Annotated in this window: 11 protein-coding genes and 1 riboswitch; of the genes, 2 read left to right on the top strand and 9 right to left on the bottom strand. The window is 33.2% G+C overall.

Going from position 1 to position 18,817, the window contains the following annotated elements; genetic code table 11:
* Window positions 1-28 precede the first annotated feature (28 nt).
* From thrA to ACQKCJ_RS13145, 7 genes are all read right to left on the bottom strand, one after another.
* The gene (gene thrA, locus ACQKCJ_RS13175; protein WP_427402141.1) at window positions 29-2,443 is read right to left on the bottom strand and encodes a bifunctional aspartate kinase/homoserine dehydrogenase I; all 2,415 of its coding nucleotides are present in this window, start codon (window positions 2,441-2,443) and stop codon (window positions 29-31) included.
* Window position 2,444: 1 nt separating this feature from the next.
* The gene (locus ACQKCJ_RS13170; RefSeq protein ID WP_427402140.1) at window positions 2,445-3,428 is read right to left on the bottom strand and encodes an alpha/beta fold hydrolase; all 984 of its coding nucleotides are present in this window, start codon (window positions 3,426-3,428) and stop codon (window positions 2,445-2,447) included.
* A 79-nt stretch (window positions 3,429-3,507) separates the two neighbouring features.
* A riboswitch (SAM riboswitch) is annotated at window positions 3,508-3,616 on the bottom strand.
* Between the two features lie 188 nt (window positions 3,617-3,804).
* Window positions 3,805-4,008: a hypothetical protein gene (locus ACQKCJ_RS13165; RefSeq protein ID WP_271337863.1), complete on the bottom strand. Its 204-nt coding sequence runs from the start codon at window positions 4,006-4,008 to the stop codon at window positions 3,805-3,807.
* A gap of 609 nt (window positions 4,009-4,617) precedes the next feature.
* Window positions 4,618-5,706 (bottom strand): aspartate kinase, encoded by a 1,089-nt coding sequence (locus ACQKCJ_RS13160; protein WP_427402139.1) that lies wholly within the window; start codon window positions 5,704-5,706, stop codon window positions 4,618-4,620.
* Between the two features lie 249 nt (window positions 5,707-5,955).
* The gene (locus ACQKCJ_RS13155) at window positions 5,956-7,260 is read right to left on the bottom strand and encodes an O-acetylhomoserine aminocarboxypropyltransferase/cysteine synthase family protein (protein ID WP_427402138.1); all 1,305 of its coding nucleotides are present in this window, start codon (window positions 7,258-7,260) and stop codon (window positions 5,956-5,958) included.
* 119 nt (window positions 7,261-7,379) lie between these two features.
* A complete protein-coding gene (locus ACQKCJ_RS13150) occupies window positions 7,380-7,568 on the bottom strand; it encodes a hypothetical protein (RefSeq protein WP_271337859.1) in 189 nt (62 codons plus the stop codon).
* 572 nt (window positions 7,569-8,140) lie between these two features.
* The gene (locus ACQKCJ_RS13145; protein WP_271337857.1) at window positions 8,141-10,987 is read right to left on the bottom strand and encodes a TonB-dependent receptor plug domain-containing protein; all 2,847 of its coding nucleotides are present in this window, start codon (window positions 10,985-10,987) and stop codon (window positions 8,141-8,143) included.
* 532 nt (window positions 10,988-11,519) lie between these two features.
* Between ACQKCJ_RS13145 and metK the strand changes: the two genes are divergently transcribed.
* Window positions 11,520-12,770, top strand: a complete 1,251-nt coding sequence (gene metK / locus ACQKCJ_RS13140) for a methionine adenosyltransferase (protein WP_427402137.1) — start codon at window positions 11,520-11,522, stop codon at window positions 12,768-12,770.
* Window positions 12,771-13,049: 279 nt separating this feature from the next.
* Here the strand turns inward: metK and ACQKCJ_RS13135 are convergent, their stop codons facing one another.
* A complete protein-coding gene (locus ACQKCJ_RS13135; protein WP_427402136.1) occupies window positions 13,050-14,516 on the bottom strand; it encodes a M28 family metallopeptidase in 1,467 nt (488 codons plus the stop codon).
* Between the two features lie 177 nt (window positions 14,517-14,693).
* Between ACQKCJ_RS13135 and ACQKCJ_RS13130 the strand changes: the two genes are divergently transcribed.
* Window positions 14,694-16,472, top strand: coding sequence for a DUF4153 domain-containing protein (locus tag ACQKCJ_RS13130; RefSeq protein ID WP_427402135.1), 1,779 nt, complete (start codon window positions 14,694-14,696; stop codon window positions 16,470-16,472).
* Between the two features lie 38 nt (window positions 16,473-16,510).
* Here the strand turns inward: ACQKCJ_RS13130 and ACQKCJ_RS13125 are convergent, their stop codons facing one another.
* A complete protein-coding gene (locus tag ACQKCJ_RS13125; RefSeq protein WP_427402134.1) occupies window positions 16,511-18,745 on the bottom strand; it encodes a hypothetical protein in 2,235 nt (744 codons plus the stop codon).
* Window positions 18,746-18,817: the final 72 nt, after the last annotated feature.

Here is an 18,817-nt window from a genome sequence, read left to right as displayed (position 1 = left end):
AATCTACACTCCATAATCCAAAATCCTCTTATCCTTTATCTGATAATCTCAAAATATCTCCAAAAACTCCTCTTGCCGTTACTGCAGAACCTGCACCGGCTCCCTGAATTACGATAGGTCTGTCTCCGTAAGATTCTGTATAAATTTCGAAGAAAGAATCAGATCCCTTCAATCCGCCTAAAGCTGTATCAGAAGGTACAGAAACTAATTTTACTTCCAGAATTCCTTTGTCATTTTGCAAATCTCCGGACAATTCGCCAATGTATCTTAATACGTGATTTGGCTTTTGATCTGCTTTTATTTTATCGTAAATCGGATCGAATTCTTTTAGCTTGGTTAAGAAATCGGATACATTTCCTTCACGTAAATGTTCCGGAATTAAATTCTGAATTGATATTTCTTCAAACTCATTTTGCAGATCTAATTCTCTTGCCAAAATCAATAATTTTCTTCCTACATCATTTCCACATAAATCCTCACGCGGGTCTGGTTCTGTATATCCGTTATCAATTGCTTCTTTTAGAATTTCGCTAAACGGAGCATCTTTTGCAGAGAAATTATTGAATAAATAACTTAATGTTCCTGAGAAAACTCCTTTTATTTTTGTGATATTTTCACCCGAAAGGTGTAATAATTTTATGGTATCAATTAATGGTAATCCTGCACCAACATTGGTTTCGTACAAATAATTCTTCTGATTTTCTGCTAAAGATTTTCTCAGTTCTTTATAAAAACCATAGCTTAATGTATTGGCAACTTTGTTAGATGAAATCAAGTCGAAACTACTCTCAATCAGCGAAATATAATTCTCAACAAAAGTCGCGCTTGCGGTGTTGTCAATCGCAATTAAATTTTCTAAATGATGTTGATTCGCGTAAGCAATTACGTCATTGATGGTATATTCAAGGCCCTCTTGCTGGATGTCATTTTTCCAGTTTGATGTTACGCCATTTTTGTTTAAAAGTATTTTTTTAGAATTGGCAATTGCGAAAACATTCAGTTTAATGTCTTTACGTTTTTCGATTGCTGCAGCCGATTCTAAAATTTGATTTATTAAAGTTCCTCCCACTAATCCGTGACCAAAAATAGCAATGTTGATTTTCTTGGAAACTCCAAAAATCTCTCCGTGAATTACGTTTAATGCTTTATTAAGTTCTGATTTTTTAACAACCAAACTCACGTTTTTACCCGTAACGGTATTGTTAAACAAGATTGGAACAATTTTATTTTTAATTAATGCTGTATATGGTTTGTGGAAAGTGCTCAAATCCTGACCAATAATCGAAATTACCGAAACATTATCTGTTACTGTAATCTGATTGACATCTTTAGAATAAAAGTCGTTTTCGAATTCTTTTTCTAATTCGATCATGGCTGTTGTAGCTTTATCTGTAGCGACAACCAACCCGATTCCTCTTTCTGAAGAACCTTGCGAAATGATACTTACACTGATATTGTGATCGCCCATTACTTTAAAAATTCTGGCATCAACACCTGATTTCCCAAGTAATCCGCGTCCTTCAAGATTTACCAATGATAAATTCTCTAAAACCGAAAGGGTTTTGATTCCTTCTTTAGCCGAATCTGAAGTGATTAAAGTTCCACGGTTTTCGTGATTGAAAGTATTTAAAATACGAAGGGGAATATTTTTTTCTAATAAAGGAATGATCGTTTTAGCGTGCAGGATTGTCGCACCAAAATTCGCCAATTCGTTTGCTTCATTAAAAGACAAAAATTCGATTTTTTTAGCATCAGCAACCAAATCAGGATTTGCTGTATAAATTCCGTCAACGTGGGTGAAATTTTGAAGTTCTTCGGCATTTAAGTAATTCGCTATTAATGATGCGGTATAATTACTGCCGTTTCTACCTAAAGTTGTAGTATCGTTATTGTTATTTGAACCAATAAAACCGGTTACAATATTTACAGTTTTACCGTTGTGTTCTTTGAAATAGTTGATGACATTTTTCTTAGAAAGCTGTTCTAACGGTTGTGCATCTCCAAATTTAGAATCGGTTTTTAATAATAATCTTGAATCAACAAAATTAGCCGGAATTCCTTTTTCTATTAAAATTGCGGTCAATAATTTAGCCGAAAGCAATTCTCCTTTTGACAAAATTTGATCTTTGATTTTATTGCTGTAATCTCCAATTAAGCTTACGCCTTCAAAAAGTTTTTCTAAAATATTAAATTCTTCAGAAAAATCTACCTGAGGATAATCTGAAATCTGATAGGTTTTGAAATTTTCAAATAATGGTTTGTAATTACCATTTTTAGCAGCAAGTTTCAAAATATAATCTAACTCATCGGTAGCTTTTCCGCGGGCCGAAACGACAACCGCAATTTGTTCTCCTTGATTTACTTTATCAGAAATGATTGAAACTACTTTATTAAGTCCTTCTCCGTTTGATAACGATTTACCTCCAAATTTTAATATTTTCATTTTATTTTTCTATTGTTTCTGCCTTAAAAATATCGGCAAGTAAATGATCTAATTGTTTGTACTCGATTAAAAAAGCGTCATGTCCGTGTACCGAATCTATTTCGCTGTAAAAGACATTGTCTTTGAACTTTTTTAATTCATTATAAGTTTCGCGATTTTCTTTTGGTGTAAAAAACAAATCAGAGTTGATTCCTATAATATGAATCGCTGCATTTGTTCTGGACAATAAAGTCTCGAAATCTTGACTATTTCTGGTAATATCTATGGTTTTAAGCAATTGGTTCATCAGTTTATATGATGCCAATTGATATCTCTTTTGTAATTTTTGTCCGTGATGCGCCAACCAGCTTTCTATATTAAAAATGAGCTGCTCGTTGTTGATTGTACGTTGAAATTTTTCTTTGAATGATTCAGGAGAGCGATAACACAACATGGCATGGATTCTGGCATCTTCTATAGGTTTTGAAGAATTTTTCAGTATTTGCTCTTGTAAGTAACAATTAGCGATCATCCAGTCTGTCGATTTCCAGTCTGTTGCAATTGGAATCAAGTTTTGAGTAATGTTGGGTTCTAATGCAAGAATTTCCCAGGCAATTCCTCCACCAACAGAACCGCCAATAATTGTGTGTAATTGTGCGATATCTAAGGCTTCTAATCCTTTTATAAAAATTCGGGCAATATCTCTTGTCGTGAAGTCCTGATAGTTTTCTACTATAAACGAATCGTTTCCGTTTCCGGGAACGTCGAATGCCAATATGGTATATCTCTGGGTATCGATTGTTTTTTCGTCGCCAATCAGGTCATTCCACCAGCCATTTTTACCTGTAACCTCAGAATTTCCGGTCAATGCATGATTGACCAAAACCATAGGCGCGCTATACAATGGCAAACCAGAAAGGGTAAAGCTTAATGGTAATGAATGATATGATGCACCACTTTCTGTGATGAAATCGTGAATTATGATGGGACTTGGTATATTTTCCAATTTTCAAATCTTTTTATTATTGATTTGTATGTGGAAATATTAGAAAGAAAGTACTAGAGTGAAACTAGAAAAATTCTTGTTGTTATCTTTCCACGTTTGGGCGTGGTAGAATGCAGCACCTTCTTCGAATTAACGAAGGGTTGCTAAGGATTCATCGGGTCTAATCCCTCGTCCTTTCTTTATAACATTTCAATACGTTTTTGAACTTAAAGGTGCAAATTAACTACTAATTTCTTAAACAAACAAATTTTATCGAAACTGATTCTGCAATTTCTTAAAGATAATTCAAACACAAACTCTTGTACGCAAAAAATTACCGAACTATCAGCCCAGTAAATTTAAGCAGGTATTCCCCTATTTTATGATACTTTTTGATTTAGATAAAAAGTGTTTCATTTTCTTTTGAATACATCAAAAACAATAATGAGTTTGGCTCTTTTTTCTCCGCTGTTTTATCTGCCTCAGTAATTCCGAATCTCGGGTGTACTAATTCATTTGTTGGCGGTGGCGGATTGTTTCTTTTTGCTCTTAAGTTTTTCAATGTAGAAAAAGTCTTTGTTAAGTAGTTTAATGTGCTCATGATATTTAAGTTTACGTTAGTTTATATTTTATAATCTTTATTATTTGTTTAATTTTTTGTTATGGCAACCAAATGGAATAAAAAAACCCTTTTGGGTTTGAATACCAAAAGGGTTTAAGTTTTTTACAACTTATATATACTTTTAGTATCAACAGACGCATACACAAATACGTGCGACGTTAAACATCTTGTTCATCTGTAGGGATTTATTCATCTGTGATTTACTTGCTATTTGAAAAAATTCTTGCATTTTTTTGTTTTATTTAACTTCTCGAAACTATTGACTGTTTTTACTTTTATCCTTCTTTTTTTAATTAAATAAGAAATAAAGTCATTCAACATTTGTTCCAATCGACATAACAATTCTTCAGAATTGAAAATTTACTTTTGGTAGTTTTGAGGTATTACAAATGTGCGAATATTTTTTCAATTACGCAAGTGAGGATCAGCAAATTAATCTTAAAAAACGTTAAAAATTACCTTTTTAACGTTAAAAAACATCTTACAAATTTAAGATTTAAAAAAATTAACGTAAAAACCTACAAAAAAATATCTAATGATTTTCCTGTTTCATTATATCAAAGAACAACTAACTACTATTAAAACCACTTACGACCAAACTGCTTCTTTATTTTTAATTTTTTCTGCTATTTTCAAAATGTCAGTTATTATCCCTCTTGAAATAGCTTGTTTACATGCCGAAGCGCTTTGAATTGCTATTGGAACATCTGCGTATGATTGTGTGTAGATTTCGAAAATGGTATCTGATCCTTTTAACTGACCAATTGCTGATGTAACCGGTTCTGAAACCAACTTGACTTCCAGCGTATTTTTCTCGACATCAAATTCTCCCACATATCTTAATACGTGATTGTCTTTTTGGGTTATTTTTGCAATTTTAAATGATTTGTCGATTGCATCTTTGTTCAGTATTCCGTTTTTCTCCAGATGTTCTTCTGTAATAAGAGAGTTGATTTTAATATCCGAAAGATCAAAATCCTTTCCTATTTCCCTGGTCAGAATCAATAGTTTTCTTGCTGTATCATTTCCGGATAAATCTTCCTTAAAAGTAGAACGCATTAATCCGAGTAAACTGGCATCTTTTAGAAGTGACGAAAAAGTAGATTCTTCATTGGCAAATCTATTAAAGACATAACTTAGATTATCAGAGAAAACACCTCGTATTTTGGTGATTTTCTCTCCGGAGTAATACAAATCTCTTAAGGTTTGCAAAACCGGAAATCCTGTATCTACTGATGTCTCGTACAAAAACTCTTTGTCGTATTTTTTAAGATTTACCCTAATTTCTTTATATAAATCAATAGGTAATGTATTGGCTTTTTTATTTACCGCTACAATATTAAATCCGTTTTCGATCAGGGTATTATAATGATGAATTAGCTCGTCGCTTGCCGTTGCATCCACTGCAATTAGATTTTCAAATTCATTTTCTTTGGCAAATTCAATAATATCCTGCACTTTAAACGGAACTGCCAATTCTAAAAAATTGGTTTCCCAAGCATATCCTACGCCTTCTTTCTCGAAAAAAGCTACTGTTGAATTTGTGATTATCGGAAAATGAAAGTCGACATTTTTACTTTCGAGAAAAAACTCCTGACTTTCGATGATTTGATTGATCAAAGTACTTCCGATATTTCCAATTCCAAAAAGGATGATATTTATTTTAAGCTTTGACATAATTTTTAATTTATTGGGGGTTAATTAAACCATATAAGTGATATAAGTTCATTTTAATTATCAACGTATAATCGTCATCCAATGTTAAACGCACTGCTGTGCGTCTCTACTAATGTGCGCCTCTACTAAAATGAACTCATATCACTTATATGGTGAAAAAACTTTTATATGGAATGCTTTTTATAAAAAATCACCTCTAGCAGAACTCACGCTACTAAAGGCAATTTTTCAAACAAAAAACAAAAAAACCTAATTTTTATTAACGCTGTATTGCGATTGGGCCACGCTTGCGAATGCAGCCTTCAAATCAGCTATTAAATCTTCGATATCTTCTATCCCGACAGAAAGTCGCACCAGATCTTTAGAAACTCCTGTTTCTAGTTGGTCTGCATCTGACAATTGTTGGTGCGTTGTGCTTGCCGGATGAATAATTAATGATTTTGTATCACCAATATTCGCCAAAAGCGAGAACAACTTCGTGCTATCAACCACTTTTTTAGCAGCATCAAAACCACCCTTTAGTCCAAAAGTGATCACGCCACTTTGACCTTTTGGCAAATATTGCTGTGCTAAATCATAATATTTATTAGTTTTTAGACCTGGATAATTTACCCAGACTACCTCATCTTGTTTTTCTAACCAAGAGGCTAAAGCCAAAGCATTTTCGCTATGTTTCTGGATTCTAATTGGTAATGTTTCTAATCCCTGAATAATCTGAAAAGCATTAAAAGGACTTAAAGCTGCGCCAAAATCACGCAAACCTTCGATTCTTGCTTTTGCTATGAAAGCTGCATTTCCTAGAGCTTCATGATATACTAATCCGTGATATCCTGCAGAAGGTTCTGTAAATTCAGGAAATTTTCCGTTAGACCAGTCAAATTTTCCAGCGTCAATAATAGCACCTCCTAATGAAGTTCCGTTTCCTGAAATATATTTGGTCAAGGAATGAATTACGATATCTGCTCCATATTCAATTGGGTTCAATAAATAAGGTGTAGCAACCGTATTGTCTACAATAAAAGGAACTTTGAAGTTTTTGGCTTCTGCCGAAATTCCTTTTAAGTCTAATACATCTAATTTTGGATTCCCTAAAGATTCTACAAAAAAGGCTCTTGTATTTTCTTTAGCAGCTTTTGTAAAGTTTTCCGGTTGAGATGGATCTACAAACGTGGTTGTAATCCCTAAACGAGGTAAAGTTACGTTTAGTAGATTATAAGTTCCTCCGTATAAACTGTTTGAAGCTACAATGTGATCACCCGCTTTTAATAAAGTCAATAAAGCTGTAGAAATTGCTGATGCTCCTGATGCAGTAACAACAGCTCCAATTCCGCCTTCAAGCGCTGCAAGTCGTTGTTCAAGAATGTCGTTTGTTGGATTATTTAATCTCGTATAGATAAATCCGGCTTCGGCAAGACCAAATAAATTAGCAGCGTGATCTGAATCGTTAAAAACATATGACGATGTCTGATAAATTGGCACTGCTCTGGTTCCTGCATTTTTAGTAACATCGTGTCCTGCGTGTAATGCGTTGGTGGCGAATTTTTTTGTACTCATGATTTCTTAGTTTTTTAATGTTGTTAATTCGTTTATATTTTTTTTATAAAAATGTTTCTAAGTTATACAAAAAGATTTTCATCTTCATGCAATTAGTTTTGAAAGAGGATGAATTTGATTTAAACAAAAAACTCTTCTCCTTCTTCTTCAAGATCATACATGTGAAACAATAAGGATTTTTGACTTTTTATAAGTTGCTCTGCATTTATCCTTATAACCTCTCTGGTTATGTCTTCTGATTTATTGTTGTTTTTTTGAGAATCGTTTCTTAATAAATATTCTATTGCTATTGAATTTAATGTTTTCATGATTTTTGATTTAAAAGTGTTGAAATAAAAAAAGCCCTTTCGGATGGCTACCAAAAGGGCTTATAGTTCTAACTATAACAAAGATTTACTCTTTCACTTTTAGCAACAGCGATTTTGGATGCACATTTGCATCATCTCACAACATATCATCATATTATTCGCTATTGTTTTCATTATCATTTTATTTAAATTAATTCTCTTTTTTAAACTCGACTAATTTGATAGAGTAAATATAGAAACTATTTTTAGATCTACCAAATCAAAAAAGAACATTTAACATTATTTTTTTATTAGCCTGCAAATACAGGGAATATCTTAAAAATATTAGTCCACGGATTGTACTGGTTTAAACCGGTTTACGCGGATTTTTTTATTTTTCTCTCCTGACTAAAAAATTTAGCACGCGGATTGAACAGATTTAAACTGATGAATACGGATTATTTTTTTTATTCTCCTTTATCTACTTCTAAAATTAGCCGCTCCCGATAGCTATCGGGATAAAAGATTAAAAGGATTAAAAAATCTGTGCAAATCCGTTTGATCCGTACAATCCGTGGGCAAATCTTTTACTTTTAGAATTTGAAACTTAATCTGGCAAAACCAAATCTTCCGTTTAATCCAAATTGTGATACTGCTCTTGAATAAGCAAACTGATTTGCATTCGTTAAATCTGTACTTGGTGCAGGAGACAATGTTGGGGTTGTATTGGTAAATGCAGGAGTTGCAGGATTATTTCTATCCGGATAAACGTCTCCTATATTATTAAATCCAAGTGTGAATCTGAACTTTTCGTTGATTTGATATCCGAAAGATAAATCTGTAACTATTTTTGAACTGTATTCAGGATGTTCGTAAACTGAAGATGATCCGTCTAAATTTACATCTGTTGCTCCCGGATCAGTAACTTTTCCAAAATAACTGTTTCTTAAATAAATATCCAGTTTTTTAATATTGAAAGTGGTCATTAAATTTGCTTTCAATTTAGGAATTGCTTCTTCTAAATAAATTCTGCTTGATTCCGGGAAAAACGAATATACATAAGGATCTCCACCTGCATCAATAATAGATTGAGGTACATTTAGCTTACCTACTCTTTTTGTAGTGTTATAACTTAATGCAAAATCGTTTCTGATGGTAAAATCCTGGATTACATTGTATTTTTGAGAAATTACCACATCTATACCTTTTGTTTCAGAATCAATTCCGTTGGTCCAGAACGAAGCTCTTTCTACTCCTTTTAAATCAAATGCTTGTTGAAACAATGTCAATGCATCTTTTTGCTGTGGCGTTGTTGCCGCATTTATCTGCGCATCTGTTGGCCTTGCATATTGCCCTGTTAACACAACTCGATCATTGATTCTTGTAAAATACGCATCTGTTGCAATGGTAATATTTGCTGCAGGAATTTTGAATGTAAATCCTGTACTGATGCTTTTAGATTTTTCAGGTTTCAGACTTTCAACTCCTATACTTTTTGCTGCCTGAGAATCATTTGTAAAATAACCTACCTGATAAGGTGAACCATTTATGAACTGGGTTGAACTCGCTTCAAAATATTTTTGCTGTAATGATGGTGCTCTAAATCCTGTTTGTCCGGAAATTCTCCAATTGATATTATCGTTTAATTTTAAAAGAGAGGCTAGTTTAAAGATCACCGTACTTCCAAAATCAGAATAATTCTCATAACGAACTGCTCCGTTCAAAAGCCAGTTTTTCGTCGCATTTAATTCTAAATCAAGATAAGCAGCGCCACTTTTTCTGTCTTTTTCTTTAGCATCTGTTGGTTGAAACCCGGAAAAACCCTGTGCTCCTGCTCCACGTTTGTTTCCAAAAAAGTCTGTAACTATTAATGGTGAATTACTTGGCAGAATTCCTGAAACCAAATTTCCGTTTATATCATATAATCCATAAGAAGCTTCTTCTCCTGCTTTAATTTGATAGTTTTCATATCTGAATTCTCCACCAAAAGCAACGTTTAGTCCTTCTAAAACATCTAACTTTTTACTGAAATCAAGATTGGTTGTACTTTGTAAAAATGAAACTTTTCCGGCATCAAAACTTGTAGCCGAATTAGCTCCTAAAGTAGCATTAATAGTATTGTTCACATCATATTGAAAAGAGTTTGTTCCCAGGTTTGTACTAAGATCAGTATCAAAACCAAATAATTCTGTTGTTACTCCAACTGCAGAAGATGCATCTAAAATATTAGATTGTATTTCTGGCAGGAATCCGTTTTGATACACTTGCGTAAAAGTTCCTGAACCATTAGGAAGTCTGTTGAATGCATACGATTTACCATTTCTATACGAAACTCCACCAAAAGAGTACAAAGATGTAATATCACTTATAGGATATTTAGCGTTATAGTACAATTGTCCTGAAGCCAATTCTGACTGACCTACACTCATATTATAATCGCTTCTTTCCTGACCTCTATAAGCAATCTCGTTATTGGTTACATCAAAGTTCAAAGCTGTCTGCATTTGGGCTAGTGTTCCGGCAGATGAAATTGCAGTTTGCTGTGCCGGTGTAAAATAACCTACCTGCGGTGCATATTGCTTTAATGAAGTAAGAATTTGTGCTGAGTTTGGCGTGTTATTGATATTACTAAACAATGAATTAATAGCTACACCATTTTGGGCTGCTCTATTCTCTACAGCATTGTAAGCATTAAAAATACCATTATTTCTAATTCCCGCTCTGCTTGTTGCTTGTCTGGTTACGGCACTTCCGGTAACATTCAGGAAACTTCCTGCTTTACCTAATGATGTACCGTAGTTTAAATCTACTTGTAAATTCTGTCCATCAGATCCGCCTTTAAAATTGTTAGACCCTGAAGATAAATTCGATCCATATTGAATACCTCCCGAAATAAAATTAGCATCTTTTTTTAATACAATATTGATAACTCCCGCAATGGCGTCTGAACCATATTGAGCTGCTGCACCATCACGCAATACCTCGATTCTTTCGATAGCGAATGATGGGATTGCATTTAAATCTGTTCCAACAGATCCTCTTCCCGGAGATCCGTTAATATTTACTAATGCACTTGAATGTCTTCTTTTTCCGTTTACCAAAATCAAAACCTGATCCGGTCCTAAACCTCTTAATTGTGCCGGATCGACGTGATCTGTAGCATCTGCTGTAGAAGTCGCGTTACTGGTAAAAGAAGGTGCGACATAATTTAAGATCTGAGTAACGCTTGTTTGCGGCGAACCTTTTGTAATCTCTGAGATATTAAAAACATCTACAGGAACAGGAACATCAGTTTTTACCCGGTTTTTACTTCTGGATCCTACTATCGTTATTTCAGACAGTTCATTGTTCTTTAAAGTATCTTGCTCTTTTTTATTATTCTGAGCATAGATTCCAGAAAATGTTAAAAGACCCAATGCTAATAGTACATTTTTTTTCATTTGGTTTTCTTTGATTAATTACTATTTAAAGTTAAGAAGTTATTTACAATTTGGTACTTTTTGAAATAAAAAAAAGCCCCTGCAGTTGGCAGAGGCTCTATATGTATTTTTGAAATAAAACTACAATATCGTCTCTGCGGAAGGCTCCGGCATCTTACAAGACATATTGCAAACTGTTAATTTCATCTTTTCTATTATTTTGATGGGGCAAATTTGCAAACTATTTTTTAATCGACCAAACAAAAACAGAAATAATTTCTATTACCCTATCAAAATAGTATGTTATGTTAAATTTCTACTTATAAAATCAAAAAAATCAAAACTTTAATTTGCAAATCAAAATGGTTTTATACCTTTGCACCCTAATACAGAGGAAAAATTTGAACTGATTGCAACCTCTTCATAATGAAATGGTTCGTTATGAATACTGAAAGTTTTTAATTTCGGTAGTAAAAAATGCTAAAGCAGACATTCTCCTTTAGCCCTTTTTAGCAATTTTTTTCCTCACTTAATTTTAATTTAATAAATTATTATGGCTTATTTATTTACGTCAGAATCTGTTAGTGAAGGGCATCCAGACAAAGTTGCAGATCAAATTTCGGATGCATTAATTGATAACTTTTTGGCATTTGATGCTGACTCAAAAGTAGCTTGTGAAACTCTTGTTACTACAGGTCAGGTAATTTTAGCTGGTGAAGTAAAATCGAATACCTATCTTGATGTTCAGCAAATTGCTCGTGACGTAATCCGTAAAATTGGATATACTAAGAGTGAATATATGTTTGAAGCAAATTCTTGTGGGATTCTTTCTGCAATTCATGAGCAATCTGCAGATATTAATCAAGGTGTTGACAGAGCTAAGCCAGAGGAGCAAGGTGCAGGAGACCAGGGAATGATGTTTGGTTACGCAACTAACGAGACTGAAAACTACATGCCATTGGCACTTGATTTATCTCATAGTTTATTGCAGGAATTAGCAATCTTAAGACGTGAGAATAAAGAAATCACTTATTTACGTCCTGATGCAAAATCGCAGGTAACTTTAGAATATAGCGACGATAACAAACCAACTCGTATTGATGCGATTGTAATCTCGACTCAACACGATGATTTTGATGAAGAAGCTACAATGCTGGCTAAAATCAAAAAAGATATTATCGAAATCCTGATTCCAAGAATCATTGCTAAAAATCCAAGTCACGCGCATTTATTCAATGACAAGATCAACTATCATATTAACCCAACAGGAAAATTCGTTATTGGAGGACCTCACGGAGATACTGGTTTAACAGGAAGAAAAATCATTGTGGATACTTACGGTGGAAAAGGTGCTCACGGTGGTGGTGCATTCTCTGGAAAAGATCCAAGTAAAGTAGACAGAAGTGCTGCTTATGCTACACGTCATATCGCTAAAAATTTAGTTGCAGCTGGTGTTGCTGACGAGATTTTAGTACAGGTTTCTTACGCAATTGGAGTTGCTCAACCAATGGGAATCTTCATTGATACTTACGGAACTTCTAAAGTAAACTTGACTAATGGTGAAATTGCTAAAAAAGTAGAAGCTATCTTTGATATGCGTCCTTACTTTATTGAGCAACGTTTGAAATTAAGAAATCCTATTTATAGCGAAACTGCTGCTTATGGACATATGGGACGTACGCCGGAAGTGGTAACTAAAACTTTTTCTGCTCCGGGAGGAAATGTAAAAACTGTTACTGTTGAGTTATTTACCTGGGAAAAACTTGATTTCGTAGACAAAGTAAAAGCTGAATTTGGATTGTAATTCAATCTGAAAACATTTACATACAAAGAGAGGCTGTCTATTTATTTGGACAGCCTCTCTTATTTAGTAGATTTTGCAATATTCTATGTGTTTATTTGAACACGGATGAAACGGATTTACTTCGTAAAGACGCGGATAAAAACGGATTTTATTTATATCCTGCTTAAAGTAGAAAATAAATAAAGAAAAAAATCTGTTTTTATCTGCGTTTTCGCGGTAGCGAATCCGTTTCATCCGCGTCTAAATTTCAATCCAAATATAATATAATCTGTAAATCCTTTATCGCTCTAATTGTACATTTGGTAATGTTTTAGGACGATTGGCCTCGTTAGATAAAATCCAGCCTGTACGGTAGATCCATTCAGTCATTTTATGCAATTTTACGAAATCAATATTTTCAGATTCATCCATTGGCGTATGGTATTGACTGTGTAAAACACTGGTATAAAAAACAGCTGGAATTCCTCTTTTTGCATATGGCAAGTGATCTGAACGGAAATAAAAATATTCCGGATGCTCTGGTCTGTCCCAAAGTTTATCTAAATCGAATTTAGGGCCTTCATCATTTGCTCTTTTGGCAATAGCCACTAAATCTGAAGAGTTTTCATGAGGTGAACTGGAACCCAATAAAGCAGCCTGATTTACATTATTTCTACCAATCATATCACCGTTTAGTACCGCAATAATATCCTTTTCCGGAACTGTAGGGTGCGACGCATACCATCTTGATCCTAACAATCCGCGCTCCTCTGAACCATGAAATACGAATAAGGCAGATCTTTTCCCGGGTTGTTTCTTGTAAGCTCTTGCAATGGCTAACATTGCGACACAAGTACTTGCATTATCATCGGCTCCGTTATAAATAGAATCCTGCCCGTATTTTTGTCTCACACCATCATGATCCTGATGTCCGCTAAAAAGAACATATTCGTTTTTTAATTTAGCATCAGTTCCATCTATCTTACCTACAACATTTACTGAAGGATATTTATAGGTTTCAGAAATTACCTCTGTTGATAAAAGATCTTTCGTAGTTTTAAGATATGCTAATTGATCGTTGTGTAGCCAAAAAACCGGCATTGTAGCGCCAATTTTATCGCGAACACCTTCGATTCCGTAAATACCTCTTGTCATTTGTGGTTCAACCTGAGACCAGCTTTCCTCTCCTAATTGGTCTGCTACCATAATCATTGCTGCAGCGCCTTTTTTGACTACAAGATCATAATATTTATTTCGTACAAGACCCGGATAACGTCTGTCAAAAAGCGAAATATCATCTGCAATTCCTTCTTTAGAAGCTAATATGACTACTGCTTTTCCTTTGATATCTGCTTTTTCGATTTCTTCTTTTGTTGCTGCTCCTAGATATACTAATGGCGCATCAACTTTTATGTTTGTCGTTTCTGCTACCAGAACATCTTTCCACAGTTTATATTCTTTTTGCCCAATTTTGAATTTTGTATTTGGAGTTACCTGATGCCTGTACAAATCAAAAAACTGAAAATAAGTTCCATCATCACCCGCTGGAGCCATTCCTGCTTCTTTTGCTTTATTTGCCAGCCACATCGAGACCTTTAATTCATCTAAAGTTCCTGCCTCACGACCATTAAAATGATCACCGGCCATTTGATACATATCCGTTCTCAGGTCTTTATCTGTAATTGCTGAAACTAGCGGTTTTTTAATTGCTTGCGAAAAAACTACTCCTCCACAGGCAATCAAAACGAGAATCATTTTATTTTTCATACGTTTTAATTTAATAACCCAAACTTAGTAATTTATAGAGAAAAAAAGCCTGTTTACATTTGAAATAGTACTGAAATGTAAATTTGACAAAATGATGGTCTCCTTTTTTTTGTATCATTATTTTATTTGGTTATCCCTTGCAATTTAGTTTACTTTATACAAAATAACTGATAAAAAATGGGCAGACTTCCTTCGTTACAAAATGTTCTAAGTGCAACACTAAAAACAGTTCTTAGATTTCCGTTAGAAACTATAACTGTGATTTTGGGTACTATTCTGGCAATAATTCTTAACGAGAAAGAATATAATGATCCTAATAGAGAGCTTTATCAAAAAGCAATAATGAGCTGTTCTTTATGTTTGGTTTTATTTCTTTCTGTCAGTTTATTTTTCTTAGCTTCAAAAAAGGGCATTCTTTTACGTTTCATAACGAGTTTAGTTCTTGGCGGTTTTATCGTTCTTTTTATTTTTAATTTTCATAAATACATTACAGAAATTGAAATACAACAATTTTTAGTACTTAATATTGCTCTGCATTTGTTGGTTTCATTTGCGGGTTTCTTACCAAGGAAATATAATCAGGATGAATTCTGGGAGTTCAATAAACAGCTTTTTCTTCGAATTTTAACGGCAGCATTGTACAGCATTGTACTTTATTCGGGTTTGGCATTGGCTATATTAGCCGTTGATAAGCTGTTTAAGGTTGAATTCTATGATCATATTTACTTTCACATCTTTTTTGTCATTGTCGGCATTTTTAATACCATTTTCTTTTTAAGCGGAGTTCCGGAAACCAATAATAACGAGGTTCCGTTGGTTTTGAATTACCCAAAAGGGCTTAAAAACTTTACTCAATATGTTTTGTTGCCTTTGATAAGCCTTTATCTCGTGATTTTAATCTGTTATGAAGCTAAAATTCTTGTTACGCTTTCCTTGCCTGTTGGCTGGGTTTCGTATCTTGTTTTGGTGTTTGCAATTTTTGGGATTCTTTCCTTTTTATTGGTTCATCCTATTGCGACTGAAACCAGTAATCTTTGGATGCGAACCTTCAATCGTTGGTTTTACTTTCTATTGATTCCACTACTTGGATTACTTTTTTGGGCAATTTTATACCGAATCAATCTTTACGGATTTACCCATGAACGTTATTATGTTCTCTTGTTATCGATATGGCTTTCTATTGTTGTGGGATATTTTTTAATTCAAAAGAATCCTAAAATTAAGTTTATTCCAATAAGTATGTGTCTGGCCGGATTGTTTTCGATTGCTGGCCCGCAAAGTGCGAACTCTATCTCAAAACACAGCCAGTTATCCCGATTTGAAGCTTATGTGCAAAATTCAAATCACAAAAAACTAACTTTCGAACAAGAACAGGATTTAAGCAGTATTGTTTCTTTTCTCCAAAATAATTATGGTGTAGAAATTATGGTTCCTTATGCGAAAACCAAGTTAGAAGCGCTGATTAAAAAAGACAAGTCTCCCAGTGATTATAAAATAATGGAAGCTTTGGGTTATAATTACAAAACATCCTATGATAGACCAGAAAAATACAAAAACGAATTTTACTACTATTATTATGAAAATGACCAAAACACTATAGAAAACATTCACGGATATGATATGGCATTTACGCTGTCTTTTTATGATAAAAATTTTGAATGCAAAGATTGTGTAAAGATTGAAAATAAGAGCTATTCGATTAAAGCGACCGTTGAAGATTACGGTATCAAGCTACAGATTAATCAAGATAGTATTCCGCTGGAAATTAGTAATTTTGTGAATAAAAATTCTGATTTTGATCAAAACAACAATCTAAATAAAAAAATAACTCAGGAACTAGAAACCCCTAAGTATAAAATTTTGATCACTTATCTGAATGCCAATGGCAAAATTAAAAACAATAAAAAAGTATTAAACAGTTACAATATAAAGCTTCTGGTAAAAATTAAGAACTAAAAAGAAAGCCTTTGAACTACTTCAAAGGCTTTCTCATTTTAATACGTTCCGTTTTGCATTTTGCTTAACGTCTCTTTTATTTCTGTTGCTGTTTCTTCTTCTACATAATCAGTTAAATACTTAACCGCGAGAGTTTGTGTTTCGATTGCTTTTTGTTTTTGCCCATCTTTATAATACAACTGAGCCAGAGTATCTAAGTAATAAGGATTATTTTTCGTTACTACCAGACTATATTCAGACCAGATAATTGCTGATTTTATAAAAGCGGTATTTCCGGGTTTTGAAACTACGGTCCATGCGGCGGAATTGGCCAAATTAGAATGATATTCTTTGAAGTAATTCCAACTAGAGTAACCTGAATTCTCATCTAACAAAGTAAACAATTCATCTAATCGTACAATAGGATTTACTCTATCTGTTGTTAAGTAACTATCAAAATAAGTACTGAATTCTTTTAAGTAGGTGGTGTTAGATCCATCTTTATCTTCCAATTCTGCGAGATAGATAAAGTAATTCTGGTAACAGTCAAAGTTTCCTTTCCCGAGGGCAATTAATTTTTTATAAATTGAAATTGTTTTGTTTTGATTTTTATTTTTGCTTCCTGAAATGTCATTTTGTTCAACATCTTTATTTTGCTGTAATGCTGCCGCAATTTCAGTATTCAGGCTTTCTATTGAATGTGTTTCACCTTCTTTACTATTAAATTCTAAACGTTGAGCATCAATAGCATCATAATGCCTGATCAAATAATCTATCGCCAGATAATCAGTATCGTTTAAAACTTTATCATCTTTAATAAACTGTTTCGAGAATCCCTGATTTTTAATTTCTTTTACAATAGTTTCTACCAAATACATATTTGGTTTAGCATCTTTTTGATGTGCTTCTATTAGTTTCTTCCAGATTTGAGCAACTTCTTTTTTATCTAAAACCGTACTTACATACTTAAAATCCATAGGGGTTTCAACAGGTGTTTCACCAGTATCCGCATAATAATCGTATGGTATTTCAAGAAGAGCTACTTTATTAAAAGCAAGAACTAAATCTGTATCTTTTGCTTTCTTATCTTTTATTGTTCTATCAAAATCATATAATCCACTTACACTTTGTAATTTTTTGTAAAAGGGATCGTAATAATTTAACTCATATTTTTTATCGTCTAAATTAGACTTTACAGTTGCTATAATATTTCCATCTGCGTTCAAAATTGCTAAACTTGGTATATGTGTAATTTTATTTGCTTTTAACCATTTTGCATCATCGGCTGTAGCCAAATAAAAATTATATAAGTCATATTCAGCTTTGTATGAATCACTCATGGCATAACCAATCTGCGTTTCCTGATCTTTAATAAAAGCATCGAAGTCAGTTTTTGCCGAAGCATTTTTACTATCAAGTTCCACTACCAAAAATTTAGTTTTAGCAGTTTTATTAAATGAAATAGCACTTTTTAAATTGTTTTCGATTTTTAATTTAAAATCATATGTTGCTACAGAAGTAGTATCAGCTACGACGACGGTAGAATCAACTGCTGTCCCAAAATCGTCACTAACCAAAGGTTCTTTTCCAGGATAAGTCCAATTGGTAATTGTTTTATTTTCTAAAGCAATTACTTTTGAAACTTTTTCAGGCTGAACATCCTTTGCATTACGAAAAATCAATGGGGTTGGTACTGATTGTTCTAAGATCATTAAATCCTTTGTTTTTTGATCATAAAAACCGGTAATATTCAAATCAGCTGTAGCATCTAAATTATATTGGATTGTAACTTCTGAAACATCTTTTGGTAAAGCAAATTTCGAAACTTTGCTGTCTCCTCCATATAGTTCATAAATTAAATACAAGTAATCAGCACGATCAATTTCAAAATCTACATCTATTTTGTCATAATTAGGATTAACTCTGGCTCCTATGTCAGCTAATCTTTCATACTGAATTGGATCTGATTTTTTTTGTGTCCCTATATAAAAAGAATTGTAGTTAGGATTTACGAATTTTACCTTAATTTTCTTTGCCTTTTTATCATTTTTAAAGGTAAGATCAAACATATTCTCTGCTTTTACGCTTGGAGTAAATAATAATGAATCTCCTTTTATCTCATAATCGCCGGAGTAAAAAACCAATTCGTATTTATTATTATCTAATAAATTCAATTTGATTTTTTGACTTTGGCCTGTAGACAAATAAGATCCTTTTTCAATATTTGTTGTTTGACAAAAAGCGCTGGATATTAAACAAAAGAACGCTAAGAAACTCCATATAAAATTACGCATAACTATTATTTTAGTTGTTACTAATTAGCGCAAAGGTATTTCTTTCTTATTTAAAAAAGCACCAAAAGATAC

Origin of the sequence: Flavobacterium sp. NPDC079362 (genome assembly GCF_050267765.1) — a bacterium.
Taxonomy (GTDB): domain Bacteria; phylum Bacteroidota; class Bacteroidia; order Flavobacteriales; family Flavobacteriaceae; genus Flavobacterium; species Flavobacterium azizsancarii.
The sequence above is the reverse complement of the archived record's forward strand: the minus strand, read 5'-3'. Positions and strand labels throughout refer to the sequence as shown.

Bases quoted from the DNA above. Each gene is read 5' to 3' on its own strand.
- thrA (WP_427402141.1), bottom strand. From the start codon at position 2,443: ATGAAAATATTAAAATTTGGAGGTAAATCGTTATCAAACGGAGAAGGA.
- ACQKCJ_RS13165 (WP_271337863.1), bottom strand. From the start codon at position 4,008: ATGAGCACATTAAACTACTTAACAAAGACTTTTTCTACATTGAAAAAC.
- ACQKCJ_RS13160 (WP_427402139.1), bottom strand. From the start codon at position 5,706: ATGTCAAAGCTTAAAATAAATATCATCCTTTTTGGAATTGGAAATATC.
- ACQKCJ_RS13155 (WP_427402138.1), bottom strand. From the start codon at position 7,260: ATGAGTACAAAAAAATTCGCCACCAACGCATTACACGCAGGACACGAT.
- ACQKCJ_RS13150 (WP_271337859.1), bottom strand. From the start codon at position 7,568: ATGAAAACATTAAATTCAATAGCAATAGAATATTTATTAAGAAACGAT.
- ACQKCJ_RS13145 (WP_271337857.1), bottom strand. From the start codon at position 10,987: ATGAAAAAAAATGTACTATTAGCATTGGGTCTTTTAACATTTTCTGGA.
- metK (WP_427402137.1), top strand. From the start codon at position 11,520: ATGGCTTATTTATTTACGTCAGAATCTGTTAGTGAAGGGCATCCAGAC.
- ACQKCJ_RS13135 (WP_427402136.1), bottom strand. From the start codon at position 14,516: ATGAAAAATAAAATGATTCTCGTTTTGATTGCCTGTGGAGGAGTAGTT.
- ACQKCJ_RS13130 (WP_427402135.1), top strand. From the start codon at position 14,694: ATGGGCAGACTTCCTTCGTTACAAAATGTTCTAAGTGCAACACTAAAA.
- ACQKCJ_RS13125 (WP_427402134.1), bottom strand. From the start codon at position 18,745: ATGCGTAATTTTATATGGAGTTTCTTAGCGTTCTTTTGTTTAATATCC.